Annotated in this window: 14 protein-coding genes and 1 riboswitch; of the genes, 13 read left to right on the top strand and 1 reads right to left on the bottom strand. The window is 52.0% G+C overall.

From position 1 onward, the window contains the following. Positions 1 to 25 precede the first annotated feature (25 nt). Entirely contained in the window at positions 26 to 1,396 is a 1,371-nt protein-coding gene (locus ACTHSW_RS04150; protein WP_083290037.1) for a chloride channel protein, read from the top strand. Positions 1,397 to 1,471: 75 nt separating this feature from the next. Here the strand turns inward: ACTHSW_RS04150 and ubiB are convergent, their stop codons facing one another. Continuing rightward, complete coding sequence (ubiB, locus tag ACTHSW_RS04145; RefSeq protein WP_070460362.1) at positions 1,472 to 2,983, bottom strand: ubiquinone biosynthesis regulatory protein kinase UbiB; 1,512 nt, start codon at positions 2,981 to 2,983, stop codon at positions 1,472 to 1,474. Between the two features lie 206 nt (positions 2,984 to 3,189). Continuing rightward, positions 3,190 to 3,287: riboswitch (glycine riboswitch) on the top strand. Between the two features lie 209 nt (positions 3,288 to 3,496). Between ubiB and gcvT the strand changes: the two genes are divergently transcribed. From gcvT to rho, 12 genes are all read left to right on the top strand, one after another. Continuing rightward, positions 3,497 to 4,597, top strand: a complete 1,101-nt coding sequence (gene gcvT / locus ACTHSW_RS04140) for a glycine cleavage system aminomethyltransferase GcvT (protein ID WP_070460361.1) — start codon at positions 3,497 to 3,499, stop codon at positions 4,595 to 4,597. A gap of 147 nt (positions 4,598 to 4,744) precedes the next feature. After that, entirely contained in the window at positions 4,745 to 5,143 is a 399-nt protein-coding gene (gcvH, locus tag ACTHSW_RS04135; RefSeq protein ID WP_036492952.1) for a glycine cleavage system protein GcvH, read from the top strand. Positions 5,144 to 5,250: 107 nt separating this feature from the next. Further along, entirely contained in the window at positions 5,251 to 5,802 is a 552-nt protein-coding gene (locus ACTHSW_RS04130; protein ID WP_070460360.1) for a DNA-3-methyladenine glycosylase I, read from the top strand. Positions 5,803 to 5,857: 55 nt separating this feature from the next. Beyond that, positions 5,858 to 8,710 (top strand): aminomethyl-transferring glycine dehydrogenase, encoded by a 2,853-nt coding sequence (gene gcvP / locus ACTHSW_RS04125; protein ID WP_070646632.1) that lies wholly within the window; start codon positions 5,858 to 5,860, stop codon positions 8,708 to 8,710. Positions 8,711 to 8,934: 224 nt separating this feature from the next. Then, a complete protein-coding gene (gene thiD / locus ACTHSW_RS04120; protein WP_049332169.1) occupies positions 8,935 to 9,744 on the top strand; it encodes a bifunctional hydroxymethylpyrimidine kinase/phosphomethylpyrimidine kinase in 810 nt (269 codons plus the stop codon). Between the two features lie 111 nt (positions 9,745 to 9,855). After that, the gene (locus tag ACTHSW_RS04115) at positions 9,856 to 10,275 is read left to right on the top strand and encodes an OsmC family protein (protein WP_003679886.1); all 420 of its coding nucleotides are present in this window, start codon (positions 9,856 to 9,858) and stop codon (positions 10,273 to 10,275) included. A gap of 261 nt (positions 10,276 to 10,536) precedes the next feature. Beyond that, positions 10,537 to 11,250: a GntR family transcriptional regulator gene (locus ACTHSW_RS04110; RefSeq protein ID WP_070646633.1), complete on the top strand. Its 714-nt coding sequence runs from the start codon at positions 10,537 to 10,539 to the stop codon at positions 11,248 to 11,250. A gap of 73 nt (positions 11,251 to 11,323) precedes the next feature. After that, positions 11,324 to 12,103: a DeoR/GlpR family DNA-binding transcription regulator gene (locus tag ACTHSW_RS04105; RefSeq protein ID WP_049332174.1), complete on the top strand. Its 780-nt coding sequence runs from the start codon at positions 11,324 to 11,326 to the stop codon at positions 12,101 to 12,103. A 105-nt stretch (positions 12,104 to 12,208) separates the two neighbouring features. Beyond that, positions 12,209 to 13,897, top strand: a complete 1,689-nt coding sequence (locus tag ACTHSW_RS04100; protein ID WP_070460351.1) for a glutamine--tRNA ligase/YqeY domain fusion protein — start codon at positions 12,209 to 12,211, stop codon at positions 13,895 to 13,897. A 74-nt stretch (positions 13,898 to 13,971) separates the two neighbouring features. Then, the gene (locus ACTHSW_RS04095) at positions 13,972 to 14,727 is read left to right on the top strand and encodes a BPSS1780 family membrane protein (RefSeq protein WP_070460349.1); all 756 of its coding nucleotides are present in this window, start codon (positions 13,972 to 13,974) and stop codon (positions 14,725 to 14,727) included. Positions 14,728 to 14,784: 57 nt separating this feature from the next. Next, positions 14,785 to 15,687, top strand: a complete 903-nt coding sequence (locus ACTHSW_RS04090; protein ID WP_070460347.1) for a DMT family transporter — start codon at positions 14,785 to 14,787, stop codon at positions 15,685 to 15,687. Between the two features lie 244 nt (positions 15,688 to 15,931). After that, positions 15,932 to 17,191 (top strand): transcription termination factor Rho, encoded by a 1,260-nt coding sequence (gene rho / locus ACTHSW_RS04085; protein ID WP_003748836.1) that lies wholly within the window; start codon positions 15,932 to 15,934, stop codon positions 17,189 to 17,191. Positions 17,192 to 17,230: the final 39 nt, after the last annotated feature.

Below are 17,230 nucleotides of genomic sequence, written 5' to 3'. Positions count from 1 at the left end.
TGAACACATTGACTGCGTGTTTATGATGAAATTTCCCCAGACTTGGGCGGCGCGCCTCGCCCACAAAATCCGCCAAACCAAACGCCTGTCGAAAAAGAGCATTGCCCTTCTGTTTTTGCTGGCAGGCTCGGCACTGGTTGCCCTGACGGCTTTGATGTTTGCGTACTTGGCAGATTTGGCTTTGGAATGGAACGCATTGCTGGTGGGAAAATATCCGTGGTTTGCGTGGGTGGCTTTGCCGCTGGGTTTGCCGCTTTTGGCATGGTTTACGCGTAAATTTGCGCCATACACTTCCGGCAGCGGTATCCCTCAGGTCATCGCCTCTTTGTCTTTGCCTTATGGTGCGCAGAAAACCCGTTTGATTCGTTTGGGCGAAACCTTTTTCAAAATTCCGCTGACGTTTTGCGCCATGCTGTTGGGCGCGTCTGTCGGCAGGGAAGGACCGTCTGTACAAGTGGGTGCGGCGGTGATGAACGCTTGGGGCGCGTGGTGTAAAAAGCACGGGCTGGCGTTTAGGGGCATGCAGGAAAACGATTTGATTGCCGCAGGCGCTGCAGGCGGTTTGGCGGCGGCGTTTAACGCGCCTTTGGCAGGCGTGGTCTTTGCCATCGAAGAATTGGGACGCGGCGTGATTTTGCGTTGGGAACGCCAAATCCTGATGGGCGTGTTGGCAGCCGGTTTCATTCAAGTGGCGATACAGGGCAACAACCCGTATTTTTCAGGGTTTCAAGGGCATGAGCTGCCAAACATGCTGATGTGGGCCGCGGTGTCGGGCATTGTCTGCGGTGTGGCCGGCGGATTGTTCAGTAGCTTTTTGTATCGCGGCGCGGCAGCATTCGCGCCGGTACGCTGGCGCAGTTTCATCCGCCGTCATTTGTTGGTGGTCGCCTTTGTGATGGGTATCTTGCTGGCACTGCTCGGTACGTTTTATCAAGGCAAAACCTATGGCACGGGCTATCACGAAGCCGCAGCCGCACTCAAAGGTGCGTATGAAGCGCCGTTCGGCTTGGCCGCCGCGAAATGGGCGGCAACCGTGTTCAGCTACTGGGCAGGTATTCCCGGCGGTATCTTCACGCCGTCATTAACCATCGGCGCGATGATAGGCGAACACATGGCTTCTTTCGCGCAACTGGGCGACGCGTCCAATGTCGCGGTTTTGCTTTGCATGGCCGCATTCCTTGCCGCTGCGACCCAATCGCCGTTGACCGCCGCCGTGGTGGTAATGGAAATGACGGGCGGACAGAATTTATTGTTTTGGATGCTGCTGACTTGCATCTTCGCTTCGCAAGTCTCGCGCCAGTTCTCGCCGCACCCATTTTACCACGCCGCAGGTTTGCGCTTCAGACGGCATATCGAAGCTGAAAGCGGATATGTTCAGCACGAGAAAAAAGAATAGGTCGGCATATAAAAAGGCCGTCTGAAAATCGATTTCAGACGGCCTTTATTATGTCGTTTAAAGCTGTATTACAGTTTATTTAAACAGCAAAATCAGCAGCAAAACAACCGCAATCACACTCAGCCACAGGCTTTGGCGTTGCTGTACTTTGACCAAATGCACATAGGCATCGCGCATTTCCTGCTGGCGGTTTTCATCAACCAGCGCACTGATTTTTCGCGGCAGGGAAGGGATGATTTGCGCCCAGTCGGGGGCTTCGTTTTTGAGATTGCGCCAAAGGGCTTTGGGGCCGACCTGTTCGTTCATCCAGCGCACCAAAAACGGTTTGGCGGTTTTCCACAAGTCCAAATCTGGATCGAGTTGGCGACCCAAGCCTTCGATGTTGAGCAGCGTTTTTTGCAGCAATACCAGCTGCGGCTGGATTTCGACATTGAAGCGACGGCTGACTTCAAACAGGCGCATCAGCACCAAGCCGAAGGAAATCTGCGAAATCGGTTTGTTGAACACAGGCTCGCACACGGCGCGGACAGCCGCTTCCAATTCTTCCGCCCGCGTGTCGGCAGGTACCCAGCCCGATTCGATGTGGGCGGTAGCGACGCGGTGGTAATCGCGGTTGAAGAAGGCGAGGAAGTTGATGGCGAGATAGCGTTTGTCGTAATCGGTCAGCGTGCCGACGATGCCGAAATCGAGGGCGATGTAGCGGTTGTCGGCGGCGACCAGAATGTTGCCGGGGTGCATATCCGCATGGAAAAAGCCGTCACGGAAAACTTGCGTGAAGAAGATTTCCACGCCGTAATCGGCAAGTTTGTGCAAATCGATACCGTCTGCTTTGAGTTTGGCGATATCGGATACCGGTGTGCCGTCCATCCATTCGATGGTCAGCACGTCGCTGGTGCAGTAGTCGTAAAACACCTTCGGCACAATCAGCATATCGCTGTTTTGGAAATTGCGTCCGAGTTGGCTGGCATTGGCGGCTTCGCGCATTAAGTCCAATTCGTCGTGCAGGTATTTGTCAAATTCGGCCACCACTTCGCGCGGCTTCAAACGCTTGCCGTCTGAAAACAAACGCTCTACCCAGCCTGCACCAAAGCGCATCAGCGACAAATCCTGTTCGATAACGGGCAAAAGGTTGGGGCGCAAGACTTTCACGGCGACCTGTTCGCCCGAATGCAGGCGGGCTTTGTGTACTTGGGCGATGGACGCGCTGGCGACAGGCTCTGTTTCAAATTCCGCGTATAAAGTGTCGATGGATTGTCCCAGTGATTTTTCGATTTGCGAGCGTGAAAGTTGCGCGTCAAACGGCGGCACTTTGTCTTGCAGCCTTGCCAGTTCGACCGCGTAATCGTGCGGAATCAAATCGGGACGCGTGGACAATACCTGCCCGAATTTGATGAAAATCGGCCCCAGGCTTTCCAACGCCAAACGCAGGCGCACGGCAGGCATTTCGTGTTTGAACTTGGACGACTGCGGCAGCATATTGAGGAAAGTCCGCGCCCAACCCGGACGGACCAGCGAGGCAATCAGCTCGGCAAGGCGGTAGCGGTAGAGCGTGCAGAGGATGGTTTTAATGCGTTTGAGGCGGTTCATGATGGGCGCGGATAAATCGAAAAAACAGAATTATATAGGAAAAACGGGTAAGGGCTTCAGACGGCCTGAGACTTTTGCAAAAACATTTGCCGCATAGCTAACAATTTTATAAAGGCTCAAGTTTTGCCGCCCCAATAAAAAGACGGATATTCACATCATAAATATTCGTCGGCTACTTGCCCAAACTGCCGATTCAAGACATAATCGGGAAATGTGCAGGAGAGTGTTACACCCAACTACAATGTAACCACCGAAGGCGCAGACACCCTTAAATCGCTCAGGTATCAGGGACTGCACATTGAAACAAACAATCTGGAGAGCGGCGTTAGAATAACGTCCACCGAAGGGGAGAAGGCCGTCTGAACCACCATTCAGACAACCGCGCAAAGCAGTGAGCAGACTGGTTTGCATCATGCGGATACGGCCGAAAATCTCAGGTTCAAGGACAGATAGGGTCATCCGCGCACAGGTGCGCGGGCGGCATCTGAACAAAAAATCCGGAGAAACTTGAGAATGACTGCTCTGAAAACCACCCCATTTCATCAAGCCCATCAAGATGCAGGCGCGAAGCTGGTAGATTTTGCCGGCTGGGAGCTGCCCATCCATTATGGTTCACAAATCGCCGAACACGAAGCCGTGCGCACCGACGCCGGTATGTTTGACGTATCCCATATGCTCGTTACCGACGTCGCCGGAGCGAACGCCAAAGCCTTTTTCCGCAAATTGATTGCCAACGACGTTGCCAAACTCGCCTTCGTCGGCAAAGCCCTTTATTCCGCTTTGCTCAACGATAACGGCGGCGTGATTGACGACTTGATCGTTTACCGCACCAACGAAGCCGAAACCCAATACCGCATCGTGTCCAACGGTGCGACCCGCGAGAAAGACACGGCGCAATTCCACAAAGTCGGACAAGAGTTCGGCGTTGCCTTCAATCCGCGCTACGACCTCGGCATGCTCGCCGTACAAGGCCCTAAAGCCATCGAAAAACTCCTGACCGTCAAACCCGAATGGGCGGATGTCGTCCATAATCTCAAACCGTTCCAAGGTGCAGACTTGGGCAACGACTGGTTTGTCGCCCGTACAGGCTACACCGGCGAAGACGGTGTCGAAGTGATTCTGCCGGGTACTGAAGCAGGCGCATTCTTCAAAGCCCTGCAAGCAGCAGGCGTACAGCCTTGCGGTCTCGGCGCACGCGACACCCTGCGCATGGAAGCCGGTATGAACCTCTACGGCAACGATATGGATGACAATACCAGCCCGCTCGAAGCAGGCATGGGTTGGACCGTTGATTTGAAAGACGAAAGCCGCGATTTCGTCGGTAAAGCCGCATTGGTGGCATTGAAAGAAAAGGGCGTTGCCGTCAAACAGGTTGGCTTGTTGCTCGAAAAAGGGGGCATTCTGCGCGCGCATATGGAAGTGTTGACCGATAAAGGCCAAGGCGAAACCACCAGCGGCGTATTCTCTCCAAGCCTGAAACAATCCATCGCCATCGCACGCGTACCGAAAGATTTTGACGGTGATACCGCCAAAGTTCTGATGCGCGGCAAAGAAGTGGACGTACGCGTACTGAAGCTGCCGTTTGTCCGCAACGGTCAAAAACAGTTTGATTAATATCGGTTCAGACGGCCTTTATTTGTTAAGGGCCGTCTGGAAGCAGGTTTTAATTGTCGTCCGATACGGACGTTTGTAGAAAGCATTGAACAAGGCATCTGTGGATATTGATTCATGCAGATGCCGTCTGAAAATAACCCCCTATCAATGGAGTATCAAACCATGAGCAACATCCCAGCAGAACTGAAATACGTTGCCAGCCACGAATGGCTGCGCCTTGAAGAAGACGGTACCATCACCGTCGGCATTACCCATCACGCGCAAGAGCTGTTGGGCGACATCGTGTTTGTCGAGCTGCCAGAAGTTGGTGCAAACCTGGCTGCCGAAGAGCAAGCCGGTGTGGTTGAGTCTGTAAAAGCCGCATCTGACGTGTACGCGCCGATTGCAGGCGAAGTCGTTGCCGTCAACGAAGATTTGCCAAGCGCTCCGGAAACTGCCAACAGCGATCCTTACGGCGCAGGCTGGTTCTTCAAAATCAAACCTGCCAACCCTGCCGATTACGACGGTCTGCTGACTGCCGAACAATACGCAGGCGAAGTAGCTTGATTTTTGCAAACATCCAAACAGGTTTTTCATCTGTTTGATATTGCAGGTCTTAGGTCGTCTGAAAAATGCTTTCAGACGGCCTTTGTTTCAATTTTTCCTCAGCAAACATGAATTACTGCGAATTTGTCGCCACGCTTCCTGACGATACGGACAACCCCAACAAACATTATCACGACACGCAATACGGTTTTCCGATTGAGGACGACAATGAATTGTTTGAGCGGCTGGTGTTGGAAATCAATCAGGCAGGATTAAGCTGGACGCTGATGCTGAAGAAGCAGCAGGCATTTCAGACGGCATTTAAAGGTTTCGACATCGATACGGTCGCCGCATTTGACGAAACCGATATTGAGCGACTGCTTGCCGATGCAGGCATCGTCCGCAACCGACTGAAAATCAACGCAGCCATTTATAACGCGCGACAAATCAGACAAATACAGCAAGAATACGGCTCATTCAAAAACTGGCTCGATGCGAACCATCCGCTCGACAAGGCTGAATGGGTGAAACTGTTTAAAAAACATTTCAAATTTGTCGGCGGCGAAATCGTCGGCGAATTTTTAATGAGTACCGGCTACCTGCCCGGCGCGCATGTGGCAACCTGTCCGGTTTATAGGGAAATATTGGCATGTCGTCCAAAGTGGGCGGAGGTCGTCTGAAACAACATTTGCAAGAAAAAACAGTGTTGATATCGATAACACCGAAGGAGTAGAAATGAAACTATCTGAATTGTTCAACCCGAACGAATTTGCCGCGCGCCATTTGAGCTTTGGCGACGAGGCTGCGCTTTTGGAAGCGCTCGGCGAGAAGAGCATGGATGATTTTGTCGGCAATACCGTGCCGCAAAGCATCCGTATGCCGTCCGAACTCGATTTGCCCGAAGCGTTGACCGAGGCGGACGCGTTGGCGAAATTGAAAGGCATCGCGTCGAAAAACGTGATCAACAAATCCTATATCGGTTTGGGCTATTACCCGACCCGCGTGCCGAATGTGATTTTGCGCAACGTATTGGAAAATCCGGGTTGGTACACCGCCTACACCCCGTATCAGGCGGAAATTGCACAGGGTCGTTTGGAAGCTTTGTTGAACTTCCAACAAGTGTGTATCGATTTGACCGGTTTCCCTGTGGCAGGCGCGTCTTTGCTGGACGAGGCAACTGCCGCCGCCGAAGCGATGGCGATGGCGCACCGCGTGGGCAAAGTGAAATCCGAGCGTTTCTTTGTGGATGCGCGCGTGTATCCGCAAACTTTGGACGTGATGAAAACCCGCGCTAAATATTTCGGTTTTGAACTGGTGGTCGGCGATTTTGCCCAAGCCGACGAGGGCGAATACTTCGGCGCGCTGTTCCAATACGTCGGCAAAGACGGTGACGTGCAAGACTTGCAGGACGTTATCGGCCGTCTGAAAGCCAAAGGCACAATCGTGGCCGTTGCCGCCGATATCATGAGCTTGGTTTTGCTGAAGTCTCCGGCTGAATTGGGCGCGGATATTGCTTTGGGTAACACCCAACGCTTCGGCGTGCCGATGGGCTTCGGTGGTCCGCACGCTGCTTATTTCGCGTTTAAAGACGAGTTCAAACGTTCCGCTCCGGGCCGCATCATCGGCGTATCCAAAGACGCATCGGGCAAACCTGCCTTGCGCATGGCTTTGTCCACCCGCGAGCAACACATCCGCCGCGAAAAAGCGACATCCAATATTTGTACCGCACAAGCATTGCTGGCGAACTTGGCCGGTATGTATGCCGTTTACCACGGTCCTGAAGGCGTGAAACGCATTGCCAAACGTATCCATGCGCTGGCTTCTACCTTTGCCAATGTGCTGGTTTCAGACGGCCTGAATGTGGTTCACAAGGTCTTCTTCGATACCGTTACCGTCGATTTCGGCAGCAAAGAGAAAGCAGACCAAGTGTTTGCCGCTGCTTTGAAGTCGGGTTACAACCTGCGCCGCGTCAACGATACTCAAATTGCGGCTGCATTCCATGAAACATCGGCATATGAAGATTTGGTCGATTTGTACCGTGCGTTTACCGGCAAAGATACGGCTACATTTGCCGATGATGTCAAAGGCCGTCTGAATGCCGAATTGCTGCGTCAGGACGACATTCTGCAACATCCTGTGTTCAACAGTTACCACACCGAACACGAAATGCTGCGCTATCTGAAAAAACTCGAAGACCGCGATTTGGCGATGAATCGCAGCATGATTTCATTGGGCAGCTGCACCATGAAACTCAACGCGACTGCGGAAATGTTGCCGATTACTTGGGCAGAGTTCACCGACATCCACCCCTACGCCCCCAAAGACCAAGCCGCAGGCTACCGCGCGCTTTTGACCGACATGGAAAACAGCCTGAAAGCCATCACCGGCTTTGACGCGATTTCCTTCCAGCCCAACTCCGGCGCGCAGGGCGAATACAGCGGCATGCTCTCCATCCGCCGCTATCAAGAAGCCAACGGCGAGGGACACCGCAACATCTGCCTGATTCCCAAATCCGCCCACGGTACCAACCCTGCGACTGCCGCTATGCTGGGTTTGAAAGTCGTTGTTGTCGATACCGACGAACACGGCAACGTCAACATCGATGATTTGAAAGCCAAAGCAGAGCAACACCGCGACGCTTTGTCCGCCATCATGATTACTTACCCGTCCACCCACGGCGTGTATGAAGAAGGCATCCGCGACATCTGCCGCATCATCCATGAAAACGGCGGACAGGTTTACATGGACGGCGCCAACCTCAACGCCCAAATCGGCATCATGCAGCCTGCCGAAGTCGGCGCGGACGTGTTGCACATGAACCTGCACAAAACCTTCTGTATCCCTCACGGCGGCGGTGGTCCGGGCGTCGGCCCTATCGGTTTGAAAGCCCACCTTGCCCCGTTTGCACCGGGACATGCTTTGACCGACATCCACAGCGCCAGTGCCGACCAAACCGCCGTTGCTGCTGCGGCCTTCGGTTCTGCGTCCATCCTGCCGATTACTTGGATGTACCTGACCATGATGGGCAAACAAGGCATGGAACAGGCGACACGCTGGGCATTGCTCAACGCCAACTACGTTGCCAAGCGTCTGAGCGAAGACTATCCGATCCTGTATACAGGCAAAAACGGCCGCGTCGCGCACGAATGTATCGTCGATTTGCGTCCGCTTAAAGCCGAAAGCGGCATCACTGAAACTGACATCGCCAAACGCCTGATGGATTACGGCTTCCACGCGCCGACGGTTTCCTTCCCTGTTGCCGGTACGCTGATGATTGAGCCGACTGAGAGCGAAAGCAAAGCCGAACTCGACCGCTTCATCGCTGCCCTGAAACAAATCAAACAGGAAGTGCTGAAAGTCGAGCGCGGCGAATGGCCGAAAGAGGATAATCCGCTGGTGAATGCTCCGCATACCGCAGCAGATGTAACCGGTGAATGGGCGCATCCGTACTCCCGCGAAGAAGCTGTCTTCCCATTGCCGTTCGTACGCGAACACAAATTCTGGCCGAGCGTCAAACGGGTAGATGAAGTGTATGGTGACCGCAATCTGGTTTGCTCCTGCTTGCCGATTGACGCATACGAAGAATAAGCCTGAATAGGTTTAAAATTGAACAGGCCGTCTGAAAATGAAAATAGTTTTCAGATGGCCTTTTGTTTGTTAAGATATTCCGCCCGAGAACGTACGTTTGTTTTGGGTAAAACAACAGATAAGGCATTCGGAAAGATAGATGGCGAATGCCTTTGTTTGCGGATAAAACCAAACTGCTCTCAACAACGATAAACATAAGGCCGTCTGAAAAACAGGAGGACACGATGGACGAACTTTTTATTCAAACGCTGACGATTGCCGGCTCAGATTCCGGCGGCGGCGCGGGCATACAGGCGGATTTGAAGACATTTCAGATGCGCGGCGTGTTCGGCACCAGCGTACTGACCGCGGTTACCGCACAAAATACCTTGGGCGTATCGGCAGTGCATCCGATACCGACTGACATGATTGCCGCGCAAATTGCTGCGATTCAGGAGGATTTTCAAATCCGCGCCTATAAAATCGGTATGCTGGGTACGGCGGAAATCATCGAATGCGTGGCGGAACAAACCGCCGAATGCGACTTCGGCAAACGCGTGTTGGATCCGGTCATGATTGCCAAAGGCGGAGCACCGTTGTTGGAAAATTCAGCCGTCGAAGCCATGAAACGCCTGTTGTTGCCGCATACGGACGTCTTGACTCCAAACTTGCCCGAAGCGCAGGCATTGACGGGTATTAATATTGAAAACCGCCAAGATGCGGAACGCGCCGCCAAAATTCTTCAGGATTGGGGCGTGAAAAATGTGGTGATTAAAGGCGGCCATCTTGCCGACAGCCAAAGCGAATATTGCACCGACTGGCTGTTTACGCCATATGAAACCATCGAGCTGAACAGCAAACGTTTCCCGACGCCGCATACGCATGGCACGGGCTGCACGTTTTCTGCCTGCATCACTGCCGAGTTGGCAAAAGGGTTTAGCGTGCCCGAGGCGGTTCAAACGGCAAAAAACTATATTGCTGCCGCCATTTCCCATCCTTTGGGCATCGGGGCAGGACACGGGCCGGTCAACCATTGGGCGTATCGGGACGAATAATGCGTTTAGGCCGATTGTAATTGATTGTATTTTTCAGACGGCCTGACTAGGTTTATCACTTGAAATTGTTTACAATATCGGATTAATGCTTTTACGGATAAAAAAGACACCATGCAAGTTACTTCAAAATGGATAGATGGAATGTGCTTCGTCGGTACAACGGCAAACGGACACAGCGTTGTGATGGAAGGCGCGGCGGCTGAAGGCGAAGTCAAACGCGGTCCCAGCCCGATGGAAATGCTGTTGTTGGGTGTAGCAGGCTGTTCCAGCATCGATGTCGTGATGATTGCCGAGAAACAACGCCAAAAAATCACCGACTGCCGTGCCGAAGTGACTGCCAAACGCGCCGACACCGCGCCGCGCGTGTTTACCGAAATCCATATCCACTTCAAAGTGTATGGTCGGGATTTGCAGGAAAGCGCGATTGAACGCGCAGTACAGATGTCTGCCGAAAAATATTGCTCCGCATCGATTATGCTGGGCAAAGCGGCAAAAATGAGCCACAGCTTCGAGATCGTCGAAACAGAATAGGGCAGTTTCAGGGTGGGAGTATCGGAGCGTGAACCGGCTACCCACAAAAAAAGCAGATATATTCACGCATTAACATGAATATATCTGCTTGCTTTTTATTCCTTTTTCTCTCTCTCTATCAGCCTTTATAACTTGGCTTGTTGATCTCATTGTGCAAGTTTCGTTTAACATTGTCAACAATTTTTAATTATATTTTAAACAACCCCGAAAGCTGCAGGTTTGTAAACGCTTGCGCCTTAATACGGATACTGGGGAAACAGTATGGATTACGAAAATAATACCAACATTGCGCCTGCAACTTCATCGCTTATTTTGGAAGAGCGTCACGATTCGGAACTCTTCCGCGTGTACGCATTGATTTTGGACGGCATTACCGACCATCTGCTGCTGCCGGGCAAAAAACTGACCGAGTCCGAGCTTTGCCGGCAAATGGTTTGCTCGCGCAATACCGTGCGTGGCGCATTGTCACTTTTGGCGCACGATAAAATCGTCGATTTGCAGCCCAACCGCGGCGCATTTGTCCATGTGCCGGACTTGAAAGAAATGAAAGACGTGTTCAATACGCGTATCGAAATGGAAAGCATGATTTTGAGCGTCCTTATCGATATGCCTGATTTGGAAACGCGTCTGAAACCGCTTTACGCCATGATTGAGCAAGAGGGCGCAGCCTCCGAAAGCGGCGACCGCGTGGGTTGGAACCGCCTGTCCAATGCCTTCCATGTCGAATTGGCGCGGCTGCTGGACAACGATGTCCTGTTTGAAATCATGAATACCTTGTGCGCACGTTCTTCATTGATTGTGGCTGTTTCCGATCCGCTTCGCAAAGAAAAGCGCAACATCGATTCCAATTCGCACCATGAACACCGAGAAATCCTCGATTTGTTGCTGGCAGGCAAGCGCAACCGTGTGACCAAAGTCATGCGCCGCCACTTGGGCGCGTGCATGGAACGCTTGGAACAGAAACTCGAGATGTAATCGGTTTGACAATTAAAAAGGCCGTCTGAAATATTCAGACGGCCATTGGTTTATCCCTACAAAACGAAACGCCATGAAACCCAAAATCCAAAGACACGAACATATCCTCAGCCTTGTCCGCGAACATAACTTTATGACGGTAGAAGAATTGGCGGCAAATTTGGATGTTACGCCGCAAACCATACGCCGCGATGTTCAAGAGTTAAGCGAGACTGGACAGCTCAAACGCTATCACGGCGGCGCATCTTTGGGCGATGTTTCAGTCGTAACGGCAGGGCAGGAACGACGCAACCATCAGCAGCAGGAAAAAAACGCCATTGCCCGTCTGATTGCTTCCACCATTCCCGACAATGCCTCGCTGTTTATCAGCATCGGCACCACCATGGAAGCCGTTGCCGCCGAGTTGGTCAGACAGCGTAAAAACCTGCGGATTATCACCAACAATATTTACGCCGCCTCCATCACTGCGGCGCGTACCGATTACACGGTCATCATCGCTTCCGGCGTGGTCCGCCCCTTGGACGGCGGTATTACCGGCGTGGCGACCGTCGATTTCATCAACCAATTTAAAGTCGACTATGCCATCATGAGTACCCACGGCATAGAAAACGACGGCTCGCTTTTGGATGACGATTACAAGGAAGTCAGCGTCATGCAGGCGATGGTGAACAATGCCCGCGTGCGCTATCTTGGCGTCGACCACAGCAAGTTCAACAGCAATGCCCTGGTCAGACTGGGCGATATCGGCGCATTCGATAAGCTATTTACCGACCGCACACCATCCGCCGCCATGCAGAAAACCCTAAACGAGCGCGGCGTGGCGTGGCAGGTTGCCGACCCTGTATCAAAGTAGCCAAGTCGGGTACAATTGAGCCATCATTCCATTCCTTTCAGACGGCCTGATTGAATGCCCAGGCCGTCTGAAAACAGAAAATCATCTTTCCATCAAAGAAATATTATGTTGAATAAAGACCAATTCGCGGACAACCACTTTATCCGCACCATTATCGAAGAAGACCTCAAAAGCGGTAAACATACAGCCATCCAAACCCGTTTCCCACCCGAGCCGAACGGCTACCTGCACATCGGCCACGCCAAATCCATCTGCTTGAACTTCGGTTTGGCGTATATTTATGACGGCTTGTGCAACCTGCGTTTCGATGACACCAACCCCGAAAAAGAAAACGACGAATACGTCAACGCCATCAAAGAAGACGTTGAGTGGCTCGGTTTTCATTGGGCGGGCGAACCGCGTTTTGCTTCCAATTATTTTGACCAGCTTTACGATTACGCCGTCGGTTTAATCAAAGACGGCAAGGCCTATGTCGATGATTTGACGCCCGAAGAAATGCGCGAATACCGCGGTACGCTGACCGAAGCAGGCAAAAACAGCCCTTACCGCGACCGCAGCGTCGAAGAGAATCTCGACCTGTTTACACGCATGAAAAACGGCGAGTTCCCCGACGGCAGCAAAACCCTGCGCCTGAAAATCGACATGGCATCCGGCAACATCAATATGCGCGACCCCGTCATCTACCGCATCCGCCGCGCCCATCACCACAACACCGGCGATAAATGGTGCATCTACCCGATGTACGACTACACGCATTGCATTTCCGATGCCATCGAAGGCATCACGCATTCCTTGTGTACGCTCGAATTTGAAGCCCACCGCCCGCTGTACGACTGGGTGTTGGACAACATTCCTGCGCCGCACGCCACCCGTCCGCGCCAATACGAGTTTTCCCGTTTGGAGCTTCTGTATTCCATCACGTCCAAACGCAAGCTGAACCAACTGGTTTCAGACGGCCACGTTGCCGGCTGGGATGACCCGCGTATGCCGACCATTTCCGGTATGCGCCGCCGCGGTTACACGCCCGAAGGCTTGCGCCTGTTTGCCAAACGCGCCGGTATTTCCAAATCTGAAAACATCGTCGACATGAGCGTGTTGGAAGGCGCGATTCGTGAAGAGTTGGAAAACTCCGCTCCGCGCCTGATGGCGGTTTTGAATCCGCTCAAAGTGACCCTGACCAACTTCGAAGCCGGCAAAACCCAAAGCCGCCGTGCCGCGTTTCATCCGAACCACGAAGAAATGGGCGAGCGCGAAATTCCCGTGTCCCAAACCATTTACATCGAAGCCGACGACTTTGCCGAAAATCCGCCCAAAGGCTTCAAACGCCTGATTCCCGGCGGCGAAGTGCGCTTGCGCCACGGCTATGTCATCAAGTGCGATGAAGTGGTAAAAGACGAGGCAGGCAATGTGGTTGAACTCAAATGCAGCATCGACCACGATACCTTGGGTAAAAACCCCGAAGGCCGTAAAGTCAAAGGCGTGATTCACTGGGTTTCTGCCGAACACGCCGCCGAAATCAAAGTCCGCCTCTACGACCGCCTCTTTACCGTCGAGCGTCCCGATGCCGTGCGCGGCGAAGACGGCAACTACCTGCCGTTTACCGATTTCCTCAACCCTGAATCCATTAAGGAAATCACCGCCTACGCCGAGCCTGTCGCAAAAGATTTGCCGGCGGAGAGCCGTTGGCAGTTTGAACGCATCGGCTATTTCGTCACCGACCGCAAAGACCACAGCAAAGACACACCGGTGTTTAACCGCACTGTGACACTGAAAGATTCTTGGCAGGCAAAATAATTGGTAAGAAGGCAGTCAGTATGCACTGGCTGCCTTTATTGTGTTTAAATTTTTGATTTTATAATAGGAATTTTATGGAAAACCAAATACCCACTTCACAGGAAGTTCGATATCACGAACCCAAACGCCTTCCTGCTTCTGCAGGCATCAAGTGGATTACCGACGCTTTCGGTATTTTCAAACTTCATCCGTGGAAATGGATGGGCGTATTATTGGCTTATATGATCGTAGGCTTTGTGGTTTCTATTATTGACTTACTAGGAATTAATGCGCTTTCTAGTTTAAAAGGTATTGTATTCAGCTGGGTGGGTTCATGCTTAGTAGGCGGAGCTATGTATGTTGCTAACAATATCAATAATGGAAAAGCATTTGATGTGAAAGATTTTTTTATTGTTTTTTTAGATAAAAAAATGAGTTTTTTCATTTTATTGTTACTTCAGGTGCTGTTCAGTATAGCTGTTAGTTTGCTTATCATTCCGCTATATTTTGCAGGTCATTGGGCAATGATGATAGGTGTTGTATTGATTGTTATTGTCCTTTTGTCTATATTTTTATTAACCCCCGCTTTGATTGTTTTAGATGGTCTGAAGCCATGGGAGGCTATTAAAGCTAATGTTAAAGCGGCTATGTGTAATATTCCTGCAATATTAGTTTATGTTGTAGGTGTGGCTCTCTATTCTTTTATGTGGGGCGTATTAGGCAGCATGTTAGGCCAGTGGATTATCATGATCATACTTTTACTATTCCTACCTGTCAGCGCAGTTTTACTGCTGGCTCCTTATATTGCTTACCGCAGTATTTACCCTAATGGTCGTATTGTAAAATCCTAAGTGGATAAAGGCCGTCTGAAACATTTTCAGACGGCCTTTGTCAATAAAAGGAATGAGATGGAACGTTATTCTGTACATTTGAAACTGCTGGGGATGGCGGTGCTGTGGGGCGCGTCTTGGCCGATGGGGCGGATGCTGGGGCAGTCGCTGCCACCGCTGACGGGCGGGGCGGTTCGGTTTGTACTGGCTTCGGTTTTGTTGTTGGGCTGGTTGTTTGCGCGCAGCAGGTTTGCAACTTTAGCAGCTTTATCGGCGCGGCAATGGTTGGGTTTGACGGTGGCCGCTTCCGTCGGGGTGTGCGGCTATGCGGTGTTTTTTATGCTGGGTTTGCAGACTATGCCGGCAGGCAAGGCGGCGGTGGTCGTGGCGGTGAACCCCGTGTTGACGCTGCTGTTGGCAACTTGGTTTTTCGGCGAGCGTTTAAATGCGAAGATTTTGGCGGGTATGCTGCTGGCGGTCGGCGGTGCCATTATGGTGGTAACGCAAGGGCAGCCGTTGACAGTGTTATCCGGTGGCATCAAGGCAGGAGAGTGGTTGATTTTCGGCTGTGTGGTCTGTTGGGCGGCCTATACTTTAATTGGTCGTGCGGTTTTGCGCGGAATAGATGCGCTGACGGTAACGACGGCAACATCGTTCATCGGTGCGTTGATGTTATCGGTGGTGGCGTTGTGGACGGATGGAATACCGTTTGAGGCGATAGCGGCAATGGATGGGCGTGGCTGGACGGCCTTGGCGTGGCTGGTCATCGGCGCGACGGTATTGGCCTATGCGTGGTATTTTGAAGGGGTAAAGACTTTGGGTGCAGGCAGCGCGGCGGCATATATTACGCTCGTGCCGATTTTCGGTGTGCTGTCTTCGGCGTGGTTTTTGGGCGAATCGCTGCATATTTCGCTGGTTGCAGGTTGTGCGGCGGCGGTCGGCGGCATGACGCTGATGCGGTACGGGCAAAAGGCCGTCTGAAGTTGGGTAAATACTCGAATTTTTGATGATAAGATTGCGGTTGCCACCTTACTTCCAGCCGTAATCTTATTGAAGGATAAGACCAAGTCACGGCCTCAGTGTTCGATTTAAAAATTTGACACCCTGCCTACAACTGCCTAAAATTCAACTTCCTCAAAAATCTACCGTATCCTGCGGCACGATTTCATCCTTTCAGACGGCCTTTGTGCCATCTCTCTGATACCATTCAAAATATATCAATACTATGCACGTTTCAGAACTACAAACCCTCCACATTTCCAAACTCTTGGAAATGGCAGAAGAACATGGCATTGAAAACGCCAACCGTTTCCGCAAACAAGACCTCGTTTTTGCCATCGTCCGCCAGATGATGAAGCAGAATGTCAGCTTCACCTGTTCCGGTACACTCGAAATTTTGCCTGACGGCTTCGGTTTCTTGCGCAGCGCAGATACTTCTTACCTTGCCGGTCCTGACGATATTTATGTTTCGCCCACGCAAATCCGCCGCTTCAATCTGCACACCGGCGACACCATCGAAGGCAGCGTGCGCGTGCCGAAAGACAACGAGCGCTATTTCGCGCTTGTCCGCCTCGACACCATCAACGGCGATCCGCCCGAAGTCTGCAAACACAAAATCCTTTTTGAAAACCTCACGCCTTTATTCCCAACCGAACAATTCAAACTCGAGCGCGACATCAAAGCCGAAGAGAATCTGACCGGCCGCGCCATTGACTTGGTTTCCCCGATCGGTAAAGGCCAACGTGCATTGTTGGTGGCGCCGCCTAAAACCGGTAAAACCGTGATGTTGCAAAACATCGCCCACGCCATTACCGCCAATTATCCCGATGTCGAGCTGATTGTCCTGTTAATTGACGAGCGTCCGGAAGAAGTGACCGAAATGAGCCGTTCTGTACGCGGCGAAGTCGTTTCCTCTACGTTTGACGAGCCTGCGCAACGTCATGTACAAGTGGCCGAGATGGTGATTGAAAAAGCCAAACGCATGGTCGAACACAAAAAAGACGTGGTCATCCTGCTGGATTCGATTACCCGTTTGGCGCGCGCCTACAATACCGTTGTGCCGACTTCGGGCAAAATTTTGACCGGCGGTGTTGATGCCAACGCTTTGCACCGTCCGAAACGCTTCTTCGGCGCCGCGCGTAATGTAGAAGAGGGCGGTTCGCTTACTATTATTGCGACAGCGCTTGTTGAAACCGGCAGCCGCATGGACGACGTGATTTACGAAGAGTTCAAAGGCACGGGCAATATGGAATTGCACCTTGACCGCCGCATGGCAGAAAAACGCCTGTTCCCGGCCATCAGCATCAATAAATCCGGTACGCGCCGCGAAGAATTGCTGGTGCCGAACGATCAGTTGCAGCGCATGTGGCTCTTGCGTAAATTTCTCCATCCGATGGACGAAATCGAAGCGACCGAGTTTTTGGTGGGCAAACTCAAAGACTCCAAAAACAATGATGATTTCTTTGAATTGATGCGCGGTAAATAAGCATAAGGCCGTCTGGACATGTTTCAGACGGCCTTTACT

Origin of the sequence: Neisseria sp. P0008.S004 (assembly GCF_051962755.1) — a bacterium.
GTDB lineage: Bacteria > Pseudomonadota > Gammaproteobacteria > Burkholderiales > Neisseriaceae > Neisseria > Neisseria subflava_A.
This window is presented reverse-complemented; position numbering and strand designations above follow the sequence as displayed.

What these genes read in the sequence shown, in the direction of transcription:
- ACTHSW_RS04150 (WP_083290037.1), top strand. Translation starts at nt 26, where the DNA reads ATGAAATTTCCCCAGACTTGGGCGGCGCGCCTCGCCCACAAAATCCGC.
- ubiB (WP_070460362.1), bottom strand. Translation starts at nt 2,983, where the DNA reads ATGAACCGCCTCAAACGCATTAAAACCATCCTCTGCACGCTCTACCGC.
- gcvT (WP_070460361.1), top strand. Translation starts at nt 3,497, where the DNA reads ATGACTGCTCTGAAAACCACCCCATTTCATCAAGCCCATCAAGATGCA.
- gcvH (WP_036492952.1), top strand. Translation starts at nt 4,745, where the DNA reads ATGGAGTATCAAACCATGAGCAACATCCCAGCAGAACTGAAATACGTT.
- ACTHSW_RS04130 (WP_070460360.1), top strand. Translation starts at nt 5,251, where the DNA reads ATGAATTACTGCGAATTTGTCGCCACGCTTCCTGACGATACGGACAAC.
- gcvP (WP_070646632.1), top strand. Translation starts at nt 5,858, where the DNA reads ATGAAACTATCTGAATTGTTCAACCCGAACGAATTTGCCGCGCGCCAT.
- thiD (WP_049332169.1), top strand. Translation starts at nt 8,935, where the DNA reads ATGGACGAACTTTTTATTCAAACGCTGACGATTGCCGGCTCAGATTCC.
- ACTHSW_RS04115 (WP_003679886.1), top strand. Translation starts at nt 9,856, where the DNA reads ATGCAAGTTACTTCAAAATGGATAGATGGAATGTGCTTCGTCGGTACA.
- ACTHSW_RS04110 (WP_070646633.1), top strand. Translation starts at nt 10,537, where the DNA reads ATGGATTACGAAAATAATACCAACATTGCGCCTGCAACTTCATCGCTT.
- ACTHSW_RS04105 (WP_049332174.1), top strand. Translation starts at nt 11,324, where the DNA reads ATGAAACCCAAAATCCAAAGACACGAACATATCCTCAGCCTTGTCCGC.
- ACTHSW_RS04100 (WP_070460351.1), top strand. Translation starts at nt 12,209, where the DNA reads ATGTTGAATAAAGACCAATTCGCGGACAACCACTTTATCCGCACCATT.
- ACTHSW_RS04095 (WP_070460349.1), top strand. Translation starts at nt 13,972, where the DNA reads ATGGAAAACCAAATACCCACTTCACAGGAAGTTCGATATCACGAACCC.
- ACTHSW_RS04090 (WP_070460347.1), top strand. Translation starts at nt 14,785, where the DNA reads ATGGAACGTTATTCTGTACATTTGAAACTGCTGGGGATGGCGGTGCTG.
- rho (WP_003748836.1), top strand. Translation starts at nt 15,932, where the DNA reads ATGCACGTTTCAGAACTACAAACCCTCCACATTTCCAAACTCTTGGAA.